The 20,168-nt window shown below is 67.9% G+C and carries 18 protein-coding genes; 11 read left to right on the top strand and 7 right to left on the bottom strand.

Annotated features, from left to right (window positions below):
- Window positions 1-555: 555 nt before the first annotated feature.
- The gene (locus tag ASF54_RS06400; RefSeq protein ID WP_157510045.1) at window positions 556-1,215 is read right to left on the bottom strand and encodes a hypothetical protein; all 660 of its coding nucleotides are present in this window, start codon (window positions 1,213-1,215) and stop codon (window positions 556-558) included.
- A gap of 65 nt (window positions 1,216-1,280) precedes the next feature.
- Window positions 1,281-2,522, bottom strand: a complete 1,242-nt coding sequence (locus ASF54_RS06395; protein WP_055959995.1) for a beta-ketoacyl-[acyl-carrier-protein] synthase family protein — start codon at window positions 2,520-2,522, stop codon at window positions 1,281-1,283.
- 215 nt (window positions 2,523-2,737) lie between these two features.
- On the opposite strand from ASF54_RS06395, the gene ASF54_RS06390 reads away from it, so the two are divergent.
- On the top strand, window positions 2,738-3,304 hold the full coding sequence (locus ASF54_RS06390; protein WP_055959992.1) for a hypothetical protein: 567 nt from the start codon (window positions 2,738-2,740) through the stop codon (window positions 3,302-3,304).
- Window positions 3,305-3,556: 252 nt separating this feature from the next.
- Here the strand turns inward: ASF54_RS06390 and ASF54_RS06385 are convergent, their stop codons facing one another.
- The 3 genes from ASF54_RS06385 to ASF54_RS06375 all read right to left on the bottom strand — a co-directional run bounded on the left by ASF54_RS06385 (window position 3,557) and on the right by ASF54_RS06375 (window position 6,879).
- Entirely contained in the window at window positions 3,557-3,751 is a 195-nt protein-coding gene (locus ASF54_RS06385) for a hypothetical protein (protein WP_055959989.1), read from the bottom strand.
- Window positions 3,752-4,038: 287 nt separating this feature from the next.
- Complete coding sequence (locus ASF54_RS06380) at window positions 4,039-4,689, bottom strand: TetR/AcrR family transcriptional regulator (protein ID WP_055959986.1); 651 nt, start codon at window positions 4,687-4,689, stop codon at window positions 4,039-4,041.
- 168 nt (window positions 4,690-4,857) lie between these two features.
- Window positions 4,858-6,879, bottom strand: a complete 2,022-nt coding sequence (locus tag ASF54_RS06375) for a S53 family peptidase (protein ID WP_235480958.1) — start codon at window positions 6,877-6,879, stop codon at window positions 4,858-4,860.
- Between the two features lie 170 nt (window positions 6,880-7,049).
- Between ASF54_RS06375 and ASF54_RS06370 the strand changes: the two genes are divergently transcribed.
- Genes ASF54_RS06370 through ASF54_RS06360 form a run of 3 tightly spaced genes read left to right on the top strand, consistent with a single transcriptional unit; the run spans window position 7,050 to window position 9,944 of the window.
- Entirely contained in the window at window positions 7,050-8,300 is a 1,251-nt protein-coding gene (locus ASF54_RS06370; protein ID WP_055959983.1) for a sensor histidine kinase, read from the top strand.
- A 1-nt stretch (window position 8,301) separates the two neighbouring features.
- Complete coding sequence (locus tag ASF54_RS06365; RefSeq protein ID WP_235480956.1) at window positions 8,302-8,988, top strand: response regulator transcription factor; 687 nt, start codon at window positions 8,302-8,304, stop codon at window positions 8,986-8,988.
- The gene (locus tag ASF54_RS06360; RefSeq protein WP_055959978.1) at window positions 8,985-9,944 is read left to right on the top strand and encodes a hypothetical protein; all 960 of its coding nucleotides are present in this window, start codon (window positions 8,985-8,987) and stop codon (window positions 9,942-9,944) included. The genes ASF54_RS06365 and ASF54_RS06360 overlap by 4 nt, the downstream gene beginning before the upstream one ends.
- Before the next feature lie 62 nt (window positions 9,945-10,006).
- On the opposite strand, the gene ASF54_RS06355 is transcribed toward ASF54_RS06360, so the two are convergent.
- Window positions 10,007-10,294 carry a hypothetical protein gene (locus ASF54_RS06355; protein WP_055959976.1) on the bottom strand — a complete coding sequence of 96 codons (288 nt, stop codon included), beginning with the start codon at window positions 10,292-10,294 and terminating at the stop codon, window positions 10,007-10,009.
- A gap of 350 nt (window positions 10,295-10,644) precedes the next feature.
- Here ASF54_RS06355 and ASF54_RS06350 point away from each other — a divergent pair, with 350 nt between their 5' ends.
- On the top strand, window positions 10,645-11,487 hold the full coding sequence (locus ASF54_RS06350; protein ID WP_055959973.1) for an aldo/keto reductase: 843 nt from the start codon (window positions 10,645-10,647) through the stop codon (window positions 11,485-11,487).
- 109 nt (window positions 11,488-11,596) lie between these two features.
- On the opposite strand, the gene ASF54_RS06345 is transcribed toward ASF54_RS06350, so the two are convergent.
- Entirely contained in the window at window positions 11,597-12,685 is a 1,089-nt protein-coding gene (locus ASF54_RS06345) for a hypothetical protein (protein WP_157510044.1), read from the bottom strand.
- 447 nt (window positions 12,686-13,132) lie between these two features.
- Here ASF54_RS06345 and ASF54_RS06340 point away from each other — a divergent pair, with 447 nt between their 5' ends.
- Genes ASF54_RS06340 through ASF54_RS06315 form a run of 6 tightly spaced genes read left to right on the top strand, consistent with a single transcriptional unit; the run spans window position 13,133 to window position 20,107 of the window.
- On the top strand, window positions 13,133-14,698 hold the full coding sequence (locus ASF54_RS06340) for a DHA2 family efflux MFS transporter permease subunit (protein WP_055959968.1): 1,566 nt from the start codon (window positions 13,133-13,135) through the stop codon (window positions 14,696-14,698).
- Window positions 14,699-14,728: 30 nt separating this feature from the next.
- Window positions 14,729-15,388, top strand: a complete 660-nt coding sequence (mobA, locus tag ASF54_RS06335) for a molybdenum cofactor guanylyltransferase (RefSeq protein ID WP_055959965.1) — start codon at window positions 14,729-14,731, stop codon at window positions 15,386-15,388.
- Window positions 15,389-15,396: 8 nt separating this feature from the next.
- Entirely contained in the window at window positions 15,397-15,663 is a 267-nt protein-coding gene (locus ASF54_RS06330) for a DUF6457 domain-containing protein (protein WP_055959962.1), read from the top strand.
- Window positions 15,660-16,841: a molybdopterin molybdotransferase MoeA gene (locus ASF54_RS06325; RefSeq protein WP_055959960.1), complete on the top strand. Its 1,182-nt coding sequence runs from the start codon at window positions 15,660-15,662 to the stop codon at window positions 16,839-16,841. The genes ASF54_RS06330 and ASF54_RS06325 overlap by 4 nt, the downstream gene beginning before the upstream one ends.
- Window positions 16,842-16,871: 30 nt before the next feature.
- Window positions 16,872-17,804: a formate dehydrogenase accessory sulfurtransferase FdhD gene (gene fdhD, locus ASF54_RS06320; protein ID WP_084815995.1), complete on the top strand. Its 933-nt coding sequence runs from the start codon at window positions 16,872-16,874 to the stop codon at window positions 17,802-17,804.
- Window positions 17,801-20,107: an FdhF/YdeP family oxidoreductase gene (locus ASF54_RS06315; protein WP_055959957.1), complete on the top strand. Its 2,307-nt coding sequence runs from the start codon at window positions 17,801-17,803 to the stop codon at window positions 20,105-20,107. Before fdhD ends, ASF54_RS06315 begins: the two co-directional genes overlap by 4 nt.
- Window positions 20,108-20,168: the final 61 nt, after the last annotated feature.

The following is a 20,168-nucleotide window of genomic DNA, read 5'->3' as shown; positions in this document are numbered from 1 at the left end:
GGAGGGGCCTGCATTCCTGTTCTGTGCACGGGTGCGGGCGCGGCGCGGGTGCGGGACCGGCACAGGTGCGGGCGCGGGTGCGGCAGCGGCCCGGCGGTGCTCGCGAATCAGGAGACGGGGCGCGGTACCGCGGCGGATTAGCGTGAACGTGGCGAGGAGGGGCCTGCATTCCTGTTCTGTGCACGGGTGCGGCGCGGGTGGGGCGCATGCGGGTGCGGGTGGGTGCGGGTGCGTCACGGGCGCGGCGCGCGTGCGGTGGGCTAGCCATGCTCGCGAATCAGGAGACGGGGCGCGGTGCCGCGGCGGATCGGCGTGTGCGCGGCGTGGAGGGGCCTGCATTCCTGTTCTGTGCACGGGTGCGGCTGCGGGTGTGGGTGCGAGTGCGGCGGGGTGGTGGCCTGGCGGCGCTCGCGAATCAGGAGATGGGCCGCGGTACCGCGGTGGTTCGGCGTAAGTGCGGCGAAGAAGGGCCCGCATTCCTGTTTTGCGAGCGCAGACGAGCGCCACCACCCACGACACCACCCCGCACGACACCACCCCTCACGACACCACCCCTCACGCGACGAGGCGCACCACCGTCTTCACGATCACGACACCCAGCAGCGCGAACCCCGCGAACGCCTGAACACCCGTCAGGATCCGCGCCCGAAGCGTCAGCGACCTGGGCCCGGAGGCGGTCACGGCGAATGCTGTCCGCAGCGACAGCACGAGGTAGTCGCCGAAAGAAGGTGCCCACGTCGGGTCGCTGTAGCGGCCCGGCCCGGTGAAGTCGAAGTCGGCAGTGGCCAGCTGCTCGATCGGGCGATACCGCCGGGCGTACGGCCCGCCGCGGTCGACCAACCAGAAGACGAGCGCGAAGGCCAGGATCTGCGTGACGCCGACCTGGGCTGCGGCGATCAGGAGACGGATGAGCCCCAAGGATCCCGGCTCACCGAACCCGATCATGACGTCGACGCCGGCTCCGACGTTTGCCGACACCAGCAGCGCCGCGATGATCTGGGCCACGATGCCTGACCACCGCGCCGGGCGTTCGATCTGCTTCCAGTGCGCGATCGCGACCGACAGCGTGCCGACCACGAGCAGCCCGGCGATCGGGAAGCGGTGATCCACAGGGAACGTCTCGGGCACGGCCAGGTAGAGGAGCACCGCGACGCCGAGAGCCACCAGGGGCGGAGCCGTCGGCTCCCCAGGGGATCGGCGTCGATTGGGGCTCACGACGAGTCAGTGTAGGTGGCGGACGGCGTCGGGCTCGGGAAGCCGCCCCGCCCGACCGGTGCCCGTCAGGGGGCGGGAACGAAGACGAGGCTGCCGTTGTGGCCGCCGAACCCGAAGCTGTTCGAGAGGACGGGCCCCGGCTGCCACGGTCGAGCCTCGACGGGGATGTCAAGGTCGATCTCGGGATCCTGGTGCTCGAGGTTCGCTGTCGGGGGGATGGTCTTCGTGGCGATCGTCAGCGCGACGGCAACCGCCTCGACGGCGCCCGCGGCTCCGAACGAGTGGCCCGTCACGCCTTTGATGCTCGTGACGACGGGTCGGGTGGTGCCGAAGACGCGGCTGACGGCCTCGCTTTCGGCCTTGTCGTTGAGACCGGTCGACGTGCCGTGGGCGTTGATGTGCGCGACCTGCTCGGGCGCGATGCCGGCGTCGTCGAGGGCGAGGCGCATGGTGCGCTCGGCGCCGGTGCCGCCGGGCGCGGGAGCGGTCACGTGATACGCGTCGGCGGTCGATGCGGCACCGTCGATCGTCATGTAAATGCGGGCACCGCGCGCGACCGCATCGTCGTAGGGCTCGAGGACGAGCATGCCGGCCGCCTCCGACGCGGCAAGCCCGTCGCGATCGCGGTCGAAGGGGCGCGCGATACCGGTCTTCGAGAGGGCGCGCATGTTGGCGAACCCGGCGATGCAGACGGGAGTGAGGCTGGAGTCGGACCCGCCAGCGACGACGAGGTCGGCGGTGCCCTGGGCGATCATCCGCGCCCCGGCCGCGATGCCGTCGGTGCCGGCGGCGCAGGCGGTCGTGATGGTCGTGGCGACACCGCGAAGGCCGTAGCGGATGCTGATGGCACCGGCTGGCGCGTTGGGCATGACCATCGGCACGGTGTGCGGCGAGACGAGACGCTCGCCTTTCTTGTCGAGGAGCAGAATCTGCTCGGCCAGCGTCTGAACGCCGCCCATGCCGGTGCCCAGAGAGACGGCGGCCCGATCGTGATCGATGATGTCGATGAGCTCGGCAGCGTCGGTGGTGGACGGATTCGACGCCTCCGGGTCGACCTTGACGAGGCCGGCATCGCGGAGGGCCTCATCGGCGGCGACGACCGCCATGCGCGTGACGATGTCGGAGTTCTTCGCATTTTTGTGGCTCATGAGACGGCGGGCGTCGAGCTCCGTCTCGTCGACGCGACGCACGGCCAACGGAGCCACCGGTTCGAACAGGCTCTTCCAGAACGCATCGACGCCGATGCCGCCGGGGGTGACGACACCGATTCCGGTAACGGCGACTCTTCGATTCTGGACCGGCTTCATACGTGTGGCTCTCCTTGACTGGTGACTGCGATCTCGTCGGGTCGCTCACTATTCAACACGGTCGGCCTCCGTCGCCGAGAGCGGAGTCGTCCAAGATTCGGCGCAGGGATTTGTATCGTCGGCGAGTGGTCAGGCGCCCTCGAAGCACGATGACAGGCCCTGTGGGTGCAAGATGTTTCTATGCACGTGTCACTCTCCGGTCTGCGAACCCGCTGATGGTCGCCTCGTTCGTCAAAGCGGTCGGCGCCATCGTCGTCGGGGCACCCGTCGCGGTGCTGCTGGGGCTGACGGCCCGATCGGTCGCGAAACAGGAAGACGCCGCCGTGCCGGTGGTCGTCGCTTCCGAATCGCCAATCGTGATCACCGTGTTCAGCAACTGGCTCGACAAGCGCAGCCACGAGCACCTCGCGCCGACCTCCTTCAAACCCGGCTACTCGGCCTACGACCTCCGCGTCGAGAACCGCAGCGGCCAGCCCGTCAGAGGAGTGCACGTCGAGCTCGTCGAGACGGACGGCTCCGTGATCGGAGCCACCAAGATCGGGGAAGTCGCCGCGAAGGGCAGCTCCGTCTTCACCGCCAACAAGCCCTGGAAGCGCGCCCTGGACGCCGATCGCTCGCAGCCCACCCCGACCCTGCGCGCCGTCGTGACCTGGCGCGGGCCGAGTGGCCGCGTCCGTGCCGCCCTGCCGCTCCCCATGCGTCGCGTCCTCGGTGAGAAGCCCGCCGACATCCGCCGCCGGCACCGCGAGAAGGCGATCATTACCGGGCATGTGATGAGCTGATTCCTTTTCTGCCTCGCCGGGCTCGGCACAAGAGTTCCAGCGGGCCTCAGGCGTTGTTTTGCTGCCGCGCCCGGCTGCGCCGCCACTGTCTTCTGCCTCACCGGGCTCGGCGCACTAGTTCCAGCGGACCCACGGCGTTGTTTTGCTGCCGCGCCCGGCTGCGCGCCGCCTTCTGCCTCACCGGGCCCGGCACAGGAGTTCCAGGGGCCTCAGGCGTTGTTTTATTGCCACATCAGGCCGCGCCGCTGAGGGCTACTTCCGGCGCAGCGAGGCCAACCTGGTCAAGCTCAGAATGAGGATTACAGCGACCCCGACCAGCCACGGCGCCGCAGCACCGGTCAGCAGATCGATGGCCGCGCCCGCCGCCAAGACGGCGGCCGCGACGATGGCGAGAGCGACCGGGACGATGAACGCCGGCCGCCGAGAACGTCTCCGTGAATCTGACACATGCTCATTGTGGCGGGGTCGCAGGGGTGTCGATAGACGGCAGAAGAGAGGACACGCGGCGCGGTCGGGCGGGTGCTAGGGCCGGCTGAGGATCCGAGGTGCGCGGGGTGGGAGGGCGCCGGTTCCTGCGGCGTGGAGGCCCCGCGGGAGCGCGGCGCTGAGGTTCGCACGTCAGGAACACTGCTTTGAATCGTCCCACGGGCGGCCAGGTCTCGCGGGGTCGCGAGCACATTTCCTGAGTGATGAGCACCATGCGAGACCGATGGGCCAAGCCCCATCCGCACGTGTCAGCGCAGGCGCGCCCCAAGAGACCGGATCAGCTCGACGGCCCTGACCCGCACGACGTCGGCAGGCTCGGGCGCACCGTTGTCGACCCACTCGTGGATCGCCGAGCGCACCGCCCCGCCGCAGGTCGTGAGCAGCACTTCCGCCTCAGCGCGAGAGACGCTGGCACCGGAGACCCCGGCACCCGACGCCCCAGCACCCGCACTGCCCGTCTCGAGAATGGTCGTGGTCGCGTTCACGAGCCCGTCGATCATTCGCGTCATCTGGATCATGTGCCTCGAGAACAGCTGCGGGTACCGCCGAAGCACCTCGAGGCGCTGATCGTGCAAGGCCTGCCCCTGGATCGACGGTCGGATCAGACCGATCAACAGCATCACGGTCGACTCGATCGGGTCGGCTCCGTCGGTGGCGCGGACGTGCTCGGCGATGTCGTCGGGGGTGAGTTCGGCATCGTGGATGCCGAGGATCGCGTCTTCCTTGGTGTCGAAGTAGTTGAAGAACGTGCGCGACGACACGTCGGCCAGCGCGCTGATCTCGTCGACGGTTGCTCGTTCCAGCCCGTTACGGAGCACGAGGTCGACGGCAGACGTCTCGAGTCGGCGTCGCGTCTCTTCGCGTTTGCGATCGCGCAGGCCCGGTTTCACCGAAATCATGCCCACCATCTTGCCGTGTCTGCATTTTTTCGCAACTGAAAGACTGCAGTCGTGCAGAGGGGCCCGGAACGGCTTCAGGATCCGGCGCCCACCCCGCTCGGAACAGCGTCGGGCGCGGTGCCAGCCCTGCGCGCGGCCAGCGCCTACCGAGCAGCCGCCAGCCGGCGCCTACCGGGCAGCCGCTGTCGCCGCAAACGCCGCAGCCGACGCGACGTTCAGCTCGCCGAGCCCCGTGACCGCGTCGTAGCCCTTGCGCGTGACGAGGCTCGTGTCTTTGTCGAGGGTGATGGCGTAGGTGGCGTTCCAGCTGGAGTAGGCGAGGGTCGTGGCCCGGCCGCGCGGGGCGATGTCGCGGAAGGCCGCGGGCGTCGTCTTCGCAACCGAGTAGAGCGTCGGGTTGGCGAAGCCGATCTGCACGCCCGTCAGCTGCTGGATGATCGCCATCTGCGCCGCCACGAGGGGAGCTGCCAACGAGGTGCCGCCCGAGACGCTCATTTCGAACGCGCCGGTCGAGAGGGTCCGCTCGTTCGTGATGGAGCGGTAGCCGATCAGGAACCCGGTGAAAGGATCCGCGAGCCCAGCCACGTCGGGCGAGGTGCGCTGGCCGTGCGCCACCGACGAGGGGACGCTCGACGCCTGGTAGCTCGGCTGGGTGAACGACGCGATCCGGCTCGGGCCGCCGCCGGCTCCACCGGCGAAGAGCGTGCCGGGCAGCTTCTTCTTGTAGTAGAGGGTGCCGTTCTTCTTCGAGACGGCGTTCAACCGGTTGCCCCAGCCGACGGAGAAGATGCGCGAGCCCGTCTTCGACAGGCCGATGCTGGTGCCGCCCACGGCGGTGACCCAGGGCGAGGAGGCCGGGAAGTCGGGAGCGGTGTAGGTGAGGTTCGCCTTCTCGTCTCCGTCGTCACCCGAGGAGAAGTAGAGGCCGATGCCCTGGCCCGCGGCCTGCAGCTGCAGGTTCACCTCGCCGTTGATGTAGGCGGTCGATCCTGCTCCGGTGGGCTCGCCGACGGTGCCGTAGCTGTTGCTCACGATGGTCGCGAGGCCGCGGTCGAGCACCTTCGACAGTGCGAGGTCCAGGCCGCCGGCGCAGTTGAACCCGCCCGCGTAGGCGATGTTCGCCTTTGGTGCCAGCGCATGGACCGCCAGGACGTCGAGCGTCTGCTCGCCCTGCCAGCCGCTCGGCAGCCCGCACGCGGTCTTGTCGCTGAAAGAGGCCTTCGGAGCCGAGTAGTCGGTGTACTGGCCGGAGGTGAAGGCCGCCTCGCCCGTCTTCTTCGCGTAGCTGGCGACGTCGGTCTTGATGGTCGGCGAAGCGTAGGCGTCGATGATCGCGACGGTCTGGCCGGCGCCGTCGGCGGAGCCGGTGCCGTAGGCCCTGCGGATCTGCTTCGGCGAATAGCCGCAGTTCGCAGTGGCGACGCCGGTCTTGCCGTAGGTCTTAGGGAACTTCACGTAGCGCTGCCCGATGTAGGAGGAGCAGGGGGTCGTGACGGTAACCGCTTTGGGCGTCGCGAGGGTCTCGCGGAGCGACGACAGGGTCTCGGTCGGGGCGATCCCGGCGCCGGTTTCGGTGCCGGCGGCGCCCGTGCGGTTGACGCTCGAGGGTCGGGTGCGCAGGCGCCCCTGGTCCAGGCTGAGCCCGGCGATGCCGCTCGCCTCGGTCGCGCTGAGCGTCGGTGTGGTCGAGGGCGCGAGCAGCTTCTCGCCATCCACCCGGTAAGTCGCCAGAGTCGTGTTGAAGGCCTTGTTGATCGCGGTGACCGATCCGCGGAACACGATGTACTGCCGACTCTTCGGCGACCCCGTGATCGTCAGCTTCTTCGCCTTGAGGGCCTTCACCTTCGCGTCGAAGACGGTCTGCGTGGGCGCGTAGCTGTCGATCCACTGCTGCGGAGTGACGTACTGACGGTACGAAGGGCTCCGAGGATCCGAGACTGCCGCAGCCAGCGCCTTCGCCCCGGCCCGGTCGCGGAGTGCGAGGTAGAGCTGCCCCTCGACGATGGTGGTCTTCGAAGCGGTGCCGGCTAGGTTCGCCTTCTTCGCCCAGGTCGGCACGGCCGACGAGAACGGCACGGACGTGGCGGCCGAAGCAGAGCTGGCGAGACCGAGACCGGCGACAGTCGCGACGGCCGCGGTGATGGCGACGGCGGTGCGGAATGCGCGATGACGCGACGAATTGGTGATCACAGACGGGTCCTTCCCCCAGAACAGGCGGAGCGGAGCCCCGAGGTCAATCTAGGGGCAGCCGGGGCGAACCACACGACCCCCGGTCGGGGAGGAGGGCGCGCTCTCCTCCCCGTGGATGAAAAAGGCGCCGCCGGGCGGTGGGGCACGCCGTGCGGCTCTACCGTCGAACCATGCAGACACCCAGCCGCGTTCTCGGACGCACGACGACTCGGATCCTCGTGGTCGTCCGGCAGCTCGTCGCGCCGCTCGCGGGAGCGCTCTTCTTCGTCCTGTGGTTCGTGGCGGAGTACAACCGCCACGGCGACCACCCGTCGCCCGAGCTCTTCGCTCTCCTCGCGGTCGTGATCGCGCTGTCGGTGTGGATGCCGGTCGTCGCGATGGGGCTTGCGGTCGTGGTCGGAGTGCTCCAACTGGTGGGCCTCGTCGCCACGCCGAACGAGAACACCTGGCCCGCCGAAGCTGCCGTCGCCTTCGCGGTCTTCTTTATCGCCGTGTTCCACCGGGGCCTGACGCGCTCGCTGGCGCTGCCGGCTCTCGCCGTCTGCAGCGTTCTGTTCGGAGTTGTCACGGGCGTGCCGACCGATGCGCGACCGTCGGCCTGGGGATCGTGGACGGGCTCGACCGGTCATCCCCGGCAAGACGCCCTGCTGCTCGCGCTCGGTGGTTTCGGGGTCGGGGTGGCGGCCTGGCTGCTCGGGGTGCTGTCGGCGTGGATCCTCAGCCTGGTCGGGCGCGACGTCGAGCGCACCGGCGACGAGCTCGATCGCATCGACGTCGAGCTGCGGCTGTCGGAGGATCGGGCCCGCATCTCGCGCGACGTGCACGACGCCTTGGCGCACTCGCTCGCCGTGATCGTGTCTCAGGCCCAGGGCGCTGCCGCCCTCAGCGCCACACGGCCCGCCGTCGCGGGGGAGGCGCTCGCGACCGTCACCGACGTCGCACGGACGGCTCTCGTCGACGTGCGCAGCCTCGTCGAGCGGATCACGGGTGACGACGACACCACCGCACCCCGGGTCTCCCTCGACGACGTGCCCGCGCTGGTCGAGTCGATGCGTCAGGTGGGCATGGGTATCACCCTCGCGGAGACCGGCGATGCGGCCGCGCCGCTGACCGAAGCGCAGGAGGTCGCGGTCTACCGCATCGTGCAGGAGAGCCTGACGAATGCCCTCAAGCACGCAGGATCCGACGCGACCGTGCGGGTAGACATGGCGCGCGACGACACCGGGCTCCGCCTGGAGGTCGAGTCGTCGGGTGCCGGCCCCCTCGTGGCGTCCACGGGTCGCGGGATCGGCATCGCCGGAATGACGGAGCGCGCCCGCCTCGCCGGCGGCTGGCTGAGCGCGGTGCACGAATCAGGAACCGGGTCGTTCGTCGTCACGGCCTTCGTGCCCACCGCGCGCGGGGGAGAGCAGAATGCCTGAGTTGCGCACAAGCCCCCCGTCCACACGAGTGCTCGTCGTCGACGATCAGCGTCTCTTCTCGTCAGGAATGGCCATGCTGCTGGAGGCCCAGCCCGACCTGGTCTGCGTGGGCACCGCCGCGGACGGACGCGAAGCCGTCGAGGCCGTACGGCGCGAGCGGCCCGACGTGGTGCTGATGGACCTGAGGATGCCCGTTCTCGGTGGCATCGATGCGACGCGCCGGATCCTCGAGGAGGCCCCTGTCGACGGCCCGCCCCGGGTCATCGCCCTGACCACCATCCGCCGCGACGAGGCCGTCTTCGCCGCGCTCGCCGCGGGGGCCTACGCGTTCCTGACGAAGGACGCCGCGCCGGAGGTCGTCCTCGGCACCATCCGGGCGGCTGCCGTCGGGGCGCCCGCCCCCACCGACGACGAAGCGGTCGAGATCGTGCGGCAGTTCGCTGCGGCGCGCGGCGTCGATGCGTCGTCCGATCCGCTCCGCGAGCTCACCGCCCGCGAGGCGGAGATCTTTCACCTCGTCGCACGGGGTCTGAGCAACCTCGAGATCGCGGCGCACCAGTTCGTCAGCGAGGCGACCGTCAAATCGCACGTGCGGTCGGTGCTCGCAAAGCTCGGCCTTCGAGGACGCATTCAGGTCGTCGTCTTCGCCTACGAACACGCCCTCGTGCAGAACGGAATGACCCCATGAAGAATCCTCTCCGACTGTTCGGCGACCAGTGGATCGCCAAAACCGTCGTGCTCGCGGTCGTCGTGGCCGGCACGGCGGGCATCGCCGTCCGCAATCTGCCCGAGCCGGCCGATCAGGCTCTTCCTGCACTCGCTTCGCCCGACGTGGCGAACTGGGCCATGCCGCTCGATCGCTACATCGAGGTCAACGACTTTTCGCACAACTACGCCGAGTTGCTGCTCACCTCCGAGTGCATGGCGAAGCGCGGGGTGGACTGGTCGATTCCCTGGCAGGATCCCTCCAGCCTCGCTGCGCAATTCGCCGGACCCGAAGCAGACGTGCTCCGGCCCTCCGACGCGACTGCGGCCGCGTCGCGCGCCTACCGGGCCGTGCGGCCGGATGGCTACTCGGCCTATCTCTGGTCGGAGTTCTTCTCCGGCGCAGGATCCCGCCTCACCGACACCGAATCGACCGTCGAGAGCGAGTGCTTGTCGAAGATCCGCCGCACAGTGCTGCCCTCCGCCGAGTCCGACGGCCGGGCGCAAGCCGCCTCGTATTTGGCCATCAGGCTCGGCACCGAGGCGTACAGGGGCGCGATTCAGGATCCAGAAGTGGTCGCCACCCTGCCCGCCTGGCGGTCGTGCCTCGCTGCCGCCGGTGTGCCGACGAGAACCGTCGAGCGGCTTCCGCCGGCCACCGACGGCGTGATCACCGCCGCCCTCCGCCGGGTGTTCGGCCCCGACGAGACCGGCTCCGTCATCACCACGCGCGAGACGCGAACCGCCACGGCCGACGTCGCCTGCCAGACGTCGTCGGGCTACCGGACTGCGCTCTACGCCGCCGAGACCGCGCGGCAGCGTAAGGTCACCGCGTCGGATCTCGCCGTCCTCCAAGCGGCACCGGTTGATCAGCGAGAGGTGCAGCACGAGGTCGACCGGATCGTTCGCGAGCACCTGCCGAAGGAGCCGGCGCACTAGGTGACCAAACGGCGCCCACCCCGAGGGGTGAGCGCCGTCTTTGTGAGGTTGCGTCGAGCTGCTTATGCGGCGAACGACAGTTCGCGCAGCTGCACGTCGTGCGCCTGCACGATGGTGCGGCTGGGCTCGTCGCGCCAGGCACGGCCGGGAACGACCCAACCTTCGGCGCCGGTCGCCGACACCTGAGCACCGGGCATGACGTGCATGCCGAGCTCGGTGCGGGGAAGGCGGACGAGGAACTCGCGGGCGAAGCCGTCGACGACGACGAACTCCACGAGGTTGTCGTGGGTGAGGGAGGGGGCCGTGGTGACGGTCCCGTCGATTCGGATGAGTGTGATGGTGCTGTTCATGATGCGTTCTTTCGATGCTGGGTGGCGACGTGCCCTCGCGTGCCGAGCCGGTGGATCCTGGTGAAGAATCGGGCCCGGGAAGGGTGGTGTCGCACACGCCGAGTGTCGGCGTGCTGGTGACTTCGCGCTTCGACTTCGCAAGAAGACGACTTCATAGGTCGGTGACTTGCTGTGCCTGTCGCGAGGACGGGGTGGATTCGGTGGAATGCGTCTCGGGAGAGGCGGTACGAATCGGTGGGTGCGAGCGAGATAGATAGTCTCGACTCAGAACACCGACGGCAACGATACCAGGGGTACACCTGCTGATCAAATCTGGAATGCCACCAAAGCGGGGGGTGTTTTATAGAGGCATGACTGACGAAACAGTTCCCACGATCACCCTGAACAACGGCAACACGATCCCGCAGCTCGGGTTCGGTGTTTACCAGATCGACCCCGCCGAGACGAAAGAGGCCACGCTCAAGGCCCTCGAGGTCGGCTACCGTCACATCGACACGGCCGAGATGTACGGCAACGAGAAAGAGGTCGGTGAGGCAGTCGCCGCGTCGGGCATCGCTCGCGAAGAAATCTTCGTCACCTCCAAGCTGAACAACGGCTTCCACGACCACGACGACGCCCTCAAGGCCTTCGACGGAACTCTGGAGGCGCTCGGCTTCGACTACATCGACCTGTTCCTCATCCACTGGCCGCTGCCCAAGGTGGGCGACTACGTCGAGACCTGGAAGGCGCTCGAAGAGATCTACGCCTCGGGTCGCGCCCGTGCCATCGGTGTCTCCAACTTCCAGGAGCACCACCTGCGCCGCCTCGCGCAGGAGGCCACTGTGACCCCGGCCGTCAACCAGATCGAGGTGCACCCGTTCCTCACGCAGGAGCCCCTGCGAGCCTTCGGCGCCGAGCACGGCATCGCCACCGAGGCCTGGTCGCCCATCGCTCAGGGAAAGGTGCTCGACGACGAGACCATCGTCCGCATCGCCGAGCGCGTCGGCAAATCGCCCGCGCAGGTGACTCTCCGCTGGCACATCCAGCGCGGCGACATCGTCTTCCCGAAGTCGGTGACCGCCTCGCGCGTCAAGGAGAACTTCGAGCTGTTCGACTTCGAGCTGACCGACGGCGACATGACCGACATCTCGATGCGAAACAAAGACGAGCGCACCGGCCCTAACCCGGACGAGTTCAACTACATCCCTAGCTAGTCACTCCATCTAGCTCGTACGCCCCGTCGACCTCGGTCGGCGGGGCGTTCTCGTGTGTGCGCGGCGTGTTCGTGCGCTCCGAAAGAACCAAGGATCCGACGGCTCGCGATCAAGGGAAGTACGAGTACCAGAGCGCCACGACCGCGAACGGCTGCGCTACAAGGCAGACGGCGAGGACGACACGGGGTCGCCACCGTCCGCGGGTCAGAGCGAGGTCGCCGAAGAGCGGCGCCATCGGAAGCACGAGGAGTCGGATGAGGCTCTGCTGTGGGAGGAACACGGCAAACAGGTACAGGCCGTAGCTTGCTCCGTAGGCGAGGAGGTCGGAGCCGAGCGGTCGAAGAGACCGCCGCGAGATCCACAGCACGAAGAGTGCGGCGAGAACGACCGGCACCGCGAAGCCGACTGCTCCGAGCTTGGAGTGGAAGAACAGGAACCAGGGTGTCAGGGGTAGGAAGTCGACGTAACCGATGTACTTCGACCACCACGCCATTTCTGTCTGAAGGTAGGCGTCGGGTACGCCGGTGACCACCCAGGCTATGACGGGCCAGGAGAGGCCGGCCGCTGCTAGCAGGACGCCGACGGTGACGGCTGCACGGAGTTCGTTGCGGGGAAACTTTTGACCGGACCGTAGCCGGAGGATGACGTGAATGCCGAGGGCGAGAGCGAGAGCGAGTGCTCCGGGTCGGGTGAACGCCGCGACGAACGCGAAAGGCAGCATGATCCAGTAGCGCTGTTGGGAGAGAGCTATCAGCGTCGAAAAGGTCAGGAACGCGAACAGGCCCTCGGCGTAGCCCACCTGCAGCAGAAATCCGAGTGGGCTGAACGTGAAGAAGGCGACTGTCCACAGGGCCGGACGGTGACCGGTCCGTGGCTCCACGAGTCGATAGAGCGCGTAACTGGCGGCTCCGCCGGCGAGGCAGGAGAGCATGACCGCCGCGGCACTGTAGCTGAGTCCCGTGACAGTGGCGACGAGTCCGGCGAGAACGCCGAAGACGGGCAGGAATGCCCAGGAGTTGTCGTCGACCCTTCCCTCGTCGGTGGTGGGCAGAGTCGTCGGGTATCCGACCGAGGCGATCTCGCGGTAGTGCGTGCCATCCCAGATGGTCAGGAAATCCAGGAACGAGCCTTTGATCGACTCGGAGGAGAACGGCGTGAGCCCGAGATCGGTGCCGGCAAAGAAGACGCCCGCCAACAAACCGGAACTCCACAGCCGCGAGACGGCGAAAAGAACCGAAACGGAAACGATCGGGCAGAGCCGCACTAGGGAGGAGCGGTCTATCTGGGGGGTTTGACTAAAGCGTTCACGGGTTAGAATCACGAATCCAAAATATCACTGTCAATCTAAAATACAAAGTATTTGTCCTGTCCGGGGGTAGTGCCTGCGTGAGTTGGCCGGGGTCAGTGCAGATGAGTGGTCGCGAGGATTTGCTCGTCAGGAAAGAGAGCTTGCGGACGCCGTGGGCACTGGGCGGTGGAGCCCGACCGCGCCTGGAATCCTGATGCGCGAACCTCTTCTCGCCTCGGGCCTTCAGAATGTCGGCGGCAGGGGGAATACTGACCAAACCACCACGTTCGATCCTTGACGCGTTCAGCGCCACGCGTCGCTCTCCCCCTCTTCACCGCGCCCGCCACGATCACTGGAATGCTCTTGACGAACGACACTGTCTCCACGCCGGCCGCCTCGCGCGGCACCTCACCTGGCGGCCCCTCCGCCGGTGCCACCACACCTGCCGGGGGCACTGCGCCCGCCGGAGGCGCCTCTTCCGCCCCTGCCGACGACAGCGCCCGCAACCGCCTCGTTATCGGGCTGCTCATCGTCTCGGCCTTCGTGGTCATCCTCAACGAGACGATCATGAGCGTCGCCCTGCCGACCCTGATCATCGACCTGAAGGTCACGGCCGCGACCGCCCAGTGGCTCACGACCGGTTTCCTTCTCACGATGGCCGTAGTCATCCCGGTGACGGGTTTCCTGCTTCAGCGATTCCACACCAGGCAGGTCTTCCTGCTGGCAATGTCCCTGTTCAGCGTCGGCACCCTCATCGCGGCGATCGCGCCCGGGTTCTCCGTGCTGCTGATCGCCCGCGTCGTCCAGGCGAGTGGCACCGCGATCATGCTGCCGCTGCTCATGACCACGGCCATGACCCTGGTCGCGCCCGCAGCTCGCGGCCGCACCATGGGCAACATCTCGATCGTCATCTCGGTGGCGCCGGCCATCGGCCCGACGATCTCCGGCATCATTCTCAGCGCGCTCAGCTGGCGCTTCATGTTCATCATCGTGCTGCCGATCGCGGTCGCCGCATTGATCCTCGGCGCAGTCAAGATGAAGAACGTCACCGTTCCTCGCAAGGTGCCCCTCGACGTCCTCTCGGTGATCCTGTCGGCCTTCGCCTTCGCCGGTCTGCTCTACGGTCTCGCGGGCGTCGGCGAAGCGGCTTCCGGGTCGCCGCAGCCGGTTCCGCCGCTCGTGCCCGTCGTGGTCGGCGTCGTGGCTCTCGCTCTGTTCATCCTTCGTCAGACCCGTCTCGCACGCGTGTCGTCGCCCCTACTCGACCTGCGCACGTTCCTGACGCGAAACTTCTCGATTTCCATCGCGATGATCGCCGTCTCGAGCATCGCGCTGTTCGGCACGCTCATCATCCTGCCCATCTACATGCAGTCGGTCCTCGGCCTCACGACGCTCACGACCGGCCTGCTGCTGCTGCCGGGCGGGCTCATCATGGGTGTCCTCTCGCCCTTCGTCGGCCGTTTCTACGATCGATTCGGTCCGTCGACCCTGCTCATCGTCGGCTCGATCCTGGTCAGCGGAGCGCTCTGGACGATGGCGATGTTCCTGCACGCGGGCACTCCGGCGTTCATGATCCCGGTCACGCACGTGATCCTGAGCATCGGGCTGGCCATGACGTTCACGCCGCTGTTCTCGTCGTCGCTCGGCTCGCTCAAGCCCGAGCTCTACTCGCACGGGAGCGCGATCCTGAATACCGTTCAGCAGGTGATGGCGGGCGTCGGCACGGCCCTCTTCGTCACCCTGCTCTCGACAGGAGCCGCCTCCAAGATCGCCGCGGGCGCGAGTGATGTCGATGCCACTGCTGCGGGAGTCCAGATTGCGTTCCTCGCCGGGGCGCTGGTGTCGCTGCTGGCCATCGTCGCGAGCTTCTTCGTGCGCAAGCCGCCGGTGATCGAGGGCGCTCCGACGCCGATGGCGCACTGAGCCCACTTCTCAGGGGCTAGCGTCACCGGTATGGAAGGCACGTTCGACGCGGTGATCCTCGCGGGCGGTCGCGCATCCCGTCTCGGTGGCATCGACAAGACGGCACTCGTCGCCAAAGGCTCGACGTTACTCGAGCGTGCCGTGCAGGCGGCTGCGGGTGCAGAAAGAATCGTCGTCGTCAGCGCGCGACCCGGGCAAGTCGTGCCCTCGGCCGTTCTCTCCGCCGGTGAGGAGCCACCCTTTTCCGGCCCTGCGGCCGGCCTCGCCGCCGGGCTCGCTGCGCTGTCGCGTGATCGGCGAGGCTCCTCGTCGCGGTCGTCGACATGGGTGCTGGTCCTGGCCGCGGACGTTCCGAGGGCCGCAGAGGCCGTGGTCGCACTTCGCGAAGGGGTTGTCGACCGGTCCGGGCAAGACGACCCGGAGGGGTACGTTGCGGTCGACGATTCCGGTCGCAGGCAGCCACTGCTCGCGCTGTACCGGGCAGAGAGCCTCCGCGCCGCGGCTCGCGAGCACGAGGCTGCGGGTCAGCTCGCCGGGCTCTCGCTGCGGCGGCTCCTCGGCCCCCTCCGGGTGGTCGAGGTGCCGGTGGCGAGCGCGCTCTGTGCCGACGTGGACTCCCCGGACGACGCGCGGCGACTCGGTGTCAACCCTGTGGAAAACGCCGACGGCGATCTCGGGTGGGCTGATTGACTAGCTCCATGACCGACCACGACGTTCTCACCACCTGGGTCGCGAGGCTCTCTGAGGCCCTCCAGCTCCCCGCCGATTTCGAGCTCGATCTCGACGAGGTCCTCGACCTCGCGCGCGATGCAGCCCATGGCGTCGCGCGGCCTGCCGCCCCGGTCACGACGTTCCTCGTGGGGTATGCGGCCGGGCTGCTGGGCGGGGGCGCGGCCGACGTGACCACCGCGGTCGGTGTCGCCACACGGCTCGCGACCGACGACGCTGGTACCGCCTCGCGATGAGCCAGTCGCTTCCCGGCTGGCTCGCCGCCCGGGCACTGGCTCACGAGGCCGGTGCCCGTCAGTCGATGCGCGTCGAAACGATCTCCCTGGCTACTGCCGTCGGCCGCACCTTGGCGGACGATCTCTTTGCTCCCACCGACGTTCCCGCACACGACGGCTCGGCTATGGACGGCTGGGTCGTCTCGGGAGACGGGCCCTGGGCGATAGGAGCACCCATCGTGGCGGGCGACGTGCCAGCCGGGGCTCCCTTGGCGCCGGGCGCTGCTCGGCCGGTGACGACGGGAGCACCGGTTCCCGTCGGGGCAACCCGGGTCGTTCGAGCCGAAGACGGAGAGGTCGACAGTGGCGGCCGACTCGTGCTCCGCGCCGCGCTCGGGGGCGATGCACCGCGACGTCGCCATATTCGGCCGGCGGGGGAGGAGGTCCGGGTGGGCGAGCTCCTGTTCACGGCCGGAACAATCCTGACGCCGCCTCGGGCGGCACTCGCCGCCGCCGCCGGGGTCGACAGCGTCGAGGTGGCGGAGGCGCCCGTGGTCGCCGTGCGAGTGCTGGGCGACGAGATCGTGGGGTCGGGGTCACCTCGGGCGGGGCAGGTGCGCGATGTGTTCACCCACGTGTTCCCCGGGATCCTGCGGTCGGTCGGGGCTGATCCTCGAAGCGCCGAACGCGTTCCCGACGACCTCTCGTCGACGGTCGCGGCACTGGATGTCGAGGCGAAGCTCGTCGTGACGACGGGCGGCACTGCGGCGGGCAGCACAGATCACATCCGTGCCGCCCTGAGTGAACTCGGCGCCGAGCTCGTCATCGATCGCACCGCCATGCGGCCGGGGCACCCGGTGCTGCTGGCGAAGCAGGCCGACCGCCTCTACCTCTGTCTTCCCGGTAACCCCATGGCAGCGATGGTCTGCCTCGTGAGTCTCGGGCTCCCTCTCGTCGCCGGCCTCCTCGGGCGGCCGCTGCCGGCAACCGGTCGAGTCGAAACCGGGGTCGACATCGACAATCGCCGCGACGACGACCTCGTTCTCGCCTACGCGATGGGGGAGAGCGGGGCTGTGCCGGCCTCTCAGCAGTCATCCGCCATGCTGCGGGGTCTGACCGAATCCGAGGGGCTGATGATGGCCCCTCCGGGTGGTGCTCGACGTGGAGACATGCTCGACACCGTGCGACTGCCCTGGTGATCCTCTCCTTCGAATGATAGGCCTGCACTTATGAACCGCATCACGTCACGTGCCCCGGTCACTCGGGTGACCGTCGGCAAGGCCCCGACGCTGACCATCGACACTCTCGCCGTCGAAGAGCCGCTTGAGATTCGCGTCGGCGGTACCGCTCTCGCCATCACAATGCGGACTCCCGGCAACGACTTCGATCTGGCGGCCGGATTCCTGGTCTCCGAGGGGGTCATCGCGCGAGGTGACGAGTTCATGCGGGCCATGTATTGCGCAGGCGCGACCGACGAGGGGCTCAACACCTACAACGTGCTCGACGTGCTCCTGGCTCCGGGAGTCGCGCCACCCGATCCGAGTCTCCAGCGAGCCTTCTACACCACCAGCTCCTGCGGGCTCTGTGGCAAAGCCTCTATCGATGCCGTGCGGACGAGCTCCCAGCATGCGGTCGAACACGACGAACTCGTCGTCGACCCTGCCGTTCTCGCGACGTTCCCCGACGCCCTGAGAGAGGCGCAAGCCGTGTTCGAAAAGACCGGAGGGCTGCACGCGGCCGCGCTCTTCGACGGCGCCACCGGCGAGATGCTCGTGATCCGCGAAGACGTCGGGCGGCACAACGCCGTCGACAAGGTGGTCGGCTGGGCAGTGAAAGAAGACCGCCTGCCGCTCACCGGCACCGTGCTCATGGTGTCGGGTCGGGCCAGCTTCGAGCTGACCCAGAAGGCCTCCATGGCGGGGATCCCCGTGATGGCCGCTGTGTCGGCTCCCTCCTCGCTCGCCATCGACCTGGCGACGGAGCTCGGTGTCACGATCGTCGGGTTTCTGCGGGGGCAGAGCATGGTCGTGTACTCGCGCCCGGATCGGATCCTGGGCGCTGTTCCCTCCGCGTCGACCTCCGAGCCCTCGCCTGACGGGCGGGCCACACTGCAACTCACGAACGAACTGACGATCTCCGAGAAGACTGCGAGCGCACGATGACCGAAAAGCCTCCCGTCCACGATGTGAACGACGACGACCTCACCGTGGGGCCGCCCCGCGAGTGGGCGGCCGGTGTTCCGGGCGTCTTGCATTCGATGGAGCCCGCGATCAAGCAGCTCGGCCTCGCGCGCACCGTCAAGCTGATGACCTCGCTCAATCAAAAAGACGGCTTCGACTGCATGAGCTGCGCCTGGCCCGACCCGGATCACCGCAAGGTGGCGGAGTTCTGCGAGAACGGCGCCAAGGCAGTCACCTGGGAGGCCAACCCGGTGCTCGTGCCACGCACGTTCTGGGCCGAGCACCCGATCAGCGACCTCCTCGACAAGAGCGAGTACTGGCTGGGCATGCAGGGGCGCCTCACCGAACCCGTCTACAAGCGAGAGGGCTCTGAGTTCTACGAGCCGGTCACGTGGGAGCGCGCGTTCGAAATCATCGGGTCGAAGCTCAACTCGCTCGCCTCTCCCGACGAAGCGTCTTTCTACACGTCTGGCCGCACCTCCAACGAGGCGGCGTTCATCTATCAGCTCTTCGTGCGTGCTTTCGGCACGAACAACCTGCCCGACTGCTCGAACATGTGTCACGAATCGACCGGTGTGGCGATGTCCGAGACCGTCGGCATCGGCAAGTCGACGATCGCGTACGACGACTTCGAGAACACCGACCTCATCATCGTGATGGGGCAGAACCCGGGCACGAACCACCCGCGGATGCTGACCGCCCTCGAAGACGCCAAGAAGAACGGCGCCAAGATCGTCGCGGTCAACCCTCTGCCCGAGGCCGGCCTGCGTCGATACAAGAACCCCCAGCGTGTTCGCGGCGTCGTCGGGCACGGCACCGAGATCGCCGACCAGTTTCTGCAGATCCGCCTGGGGGGCGACATGGCGTTGCTCCAGGCCGTGTCGAAAAGGGTGCTCGCCGCCGAAGACGCGGCGCCCGGCACCGTGCTCGACCACGCCTTCCTCGAGGAGCACTGCGCTGGGCTCGAGGAGTTCCGCGCGCACGTCGCCGAGATCGACGACGACGAGGTGCTGCTGGCGACGGGTTTGAGCACGGCCGAGATCGACGAACTCGCCGAGCGCTATATCTCGGCCGATCGGGTCATCATCACCTGGGCGATGGGTATCACCCAGCACCGCAAAGCCGTCGACACGATCAAAGAGATCATCAACCTGCTCCTGCTGCGGGGCAACATGGGCAAGCCCGGAGCGGGTGCGTCGCCGATCCGAGGTCACAGCAACGTGCAGGGTGACCGCACGATGGGCATCTGGGAGCAGATGTCCGACACCTTCCTCGACGCCGTGCAGCAGGAGTTCCACTTCGACCCGCCGCGCAAGCACGGGGTCGACGCGCTCAAAGGCATCAAGGCGATGCAGAAGGGCGAGATCAAATTCTGGATGGGCATGGGCGGCAACCTCGTCGCCGCCATCTCCGACACGCAGGCCGCTGAGAAGGCATTCCGCGGCACCGAGATGACCGTGCAGGTCTCGACGAAGCTCAACCGATCGCACGCGGTCGTTGGGGCGGAGGCACTCATCCTGCCCACGATGGGTCGCACGGAGATCGACATCCAGAAGGCCGGTCCGCAGTTCGTCTCGGTCGAAGACACGGTCTGCTCGGTTCACGGCAGCCACGGGCAGGTGCCTCCGGTCGCACCGGGCCTCCTCTCCGAGATCGCCATCGTCGCTCGGCTCGCGAAAGCGACGCTCGGCGACAGCGTTCCCGTCGACTGGACGGCAATGGAAGACGACTACGACGTCATCCGCGATCACATCAGCCGGGTCGTCCCCGGGTTCGACGACTACAGCGCGCGGGCCGGAAGCCGCGAGGGGTTCGTTCTGCCGAACGGGCCGCGCGACTCCCGCACCTTCGATACCGCGACCGGCAAGGCCATGATCACGGTCAACGACCTCGAGCATGTCGAGCGGCCCGAGGGGCGACTCCTTCTGCAGACCCTGCGCTCTCACGACCAGTACAACACCACGATCTACAGCCTCAACGACCGCTACCGCGGCATCAAGAAGGGTCGCGAGGTCGTCTTCATCAATCCCGACGACCTCGACGAACTCGGTCTCGTCGACGGGCAGTCGGTCGACGTCTTCACCGACTGGACCGACGACGTCGAGCGCGCCCTGCGGGGTTATCGCGTGGTGTCGTATCCGACGGCGAAGGGATGCGCCGCCGCCTACTTCCCCGAGGCGAATGTGCTCGTGCCCCTCGACAGCGCATCGATCGCCAGCAATACGCCCGTGTCGAAGGCCGTGCTGGTGAGAGTCGTGCCGGCTGCGGTTCCGGCGGTGGTGTGAGCGGCGGTAGTTGTTTCGGCGGTGACGGCGCCGGTGTGGTCGGCGGCAGGTGATGGGTGCG

Origin of the sequence: Frondihabitans sp. Leaf304, assembly GCF_001423105.1 — a bacterium.
Lineage (GTDB): Bacteria > Actinomycetota > Actinomycetes > Actinomycetales > Microbacteriaceae > Frondihabitans.
Note: the sequence above shows the minus strand (reverse complement) of the source record. Positions and strands in the feature narration are given on the sequence as shown.

Bases quoted from the DNA above. Each gene is read 5' to 3' on its own strand.
- ASF54_RS06325 (WP_055959960.1), top strand. From the start codon at position 15,660: ATGAGCCAGTCGCTTCCCGGCTGGCTCGCCGCCCGGGCACTGGCTCAC.
- ASF54_RS06330 (WP_055959962.1), top strand. From the start codon at position 15,397: ATGACCGACCACGACGTTCTCACCACCTGGGTCGCGAGGCTCTCTGAG.
- ASF54_RS06370 (WP_055959983.1), top strand. From the start codon at position 7,050: ATGCAGACACCCAGCCGCGTTCTCGGACGCACGACGACTCGGATCCTC.
- fdhD (WP_084815995.1), top strand. From the start codon at position 16,872: ATGAACCGCATCACGTCACGTGCCCCGGTCACTCGGGTGACCGTCGGC.
- ASF54_RS06350 (WP_055959973.1), top strand. From the start codon at position 10,645: ATGACTGACGAAACAGTTCCCACGATCACCCTGAACAACGGCAACACG.
- ASF54_RS06360 (WP_055959978.1), top strand. From the start codon at position 8,985: ATGAAGAATCCTCTCCGACTGTTCGGCGACCAGTGGATCGCCAAAACC.
- ASF54_RS06315 (WP_055959957.1), top strand. From the start codon at position 17,801: ATGACCGAAAAGCCTCCCGTCCACGATGTGAACGACGACGACCTCACC.
- mobA (WP_055959965.1), top strand. From the start codon at position 14,729: ATGGAAGGCACGTTCGACGCGGTGATCCTCGCGGGCGGTCGCGCATCC.
- ASF54_RS06395 (WP_055959995.1), bottom strand. From the start codon at position 2,522: ATGAAGCCGGTCCAGAATCGAAGAGTCGCCGTTACCGGAATCGGTGTC.
- ASF54_RS06340 (WP_055959968.1), top strand. From the start codon at position 13,133: ATGCTCTTGACGAACGACACTGTCTCCACGCCGGCCGCCTCGCGCGGC.
- ASF54_RS06380 (WP_055959986.1), bottom strand. From the start codon at position 4,689: ATGATTTCGGTGAAACCGGGCCTGCGCGATCGCAAACGCGAAGAGACG.
- ASF54_RS06355 (WP_055959976.1), bottom strand. From the start codon at position 10,294: ATGAACAGCACCATCACACTCATCCGAATCGACGGGACCGTCACCACG.
- ASF54_RS06390 (WP_055959992.1), top strand. From the start codon at position 2,738: ATGGTCGCCTCGTTCGTCAAAGCGGTCGGCGCCATCGTCGTCGGGGCA.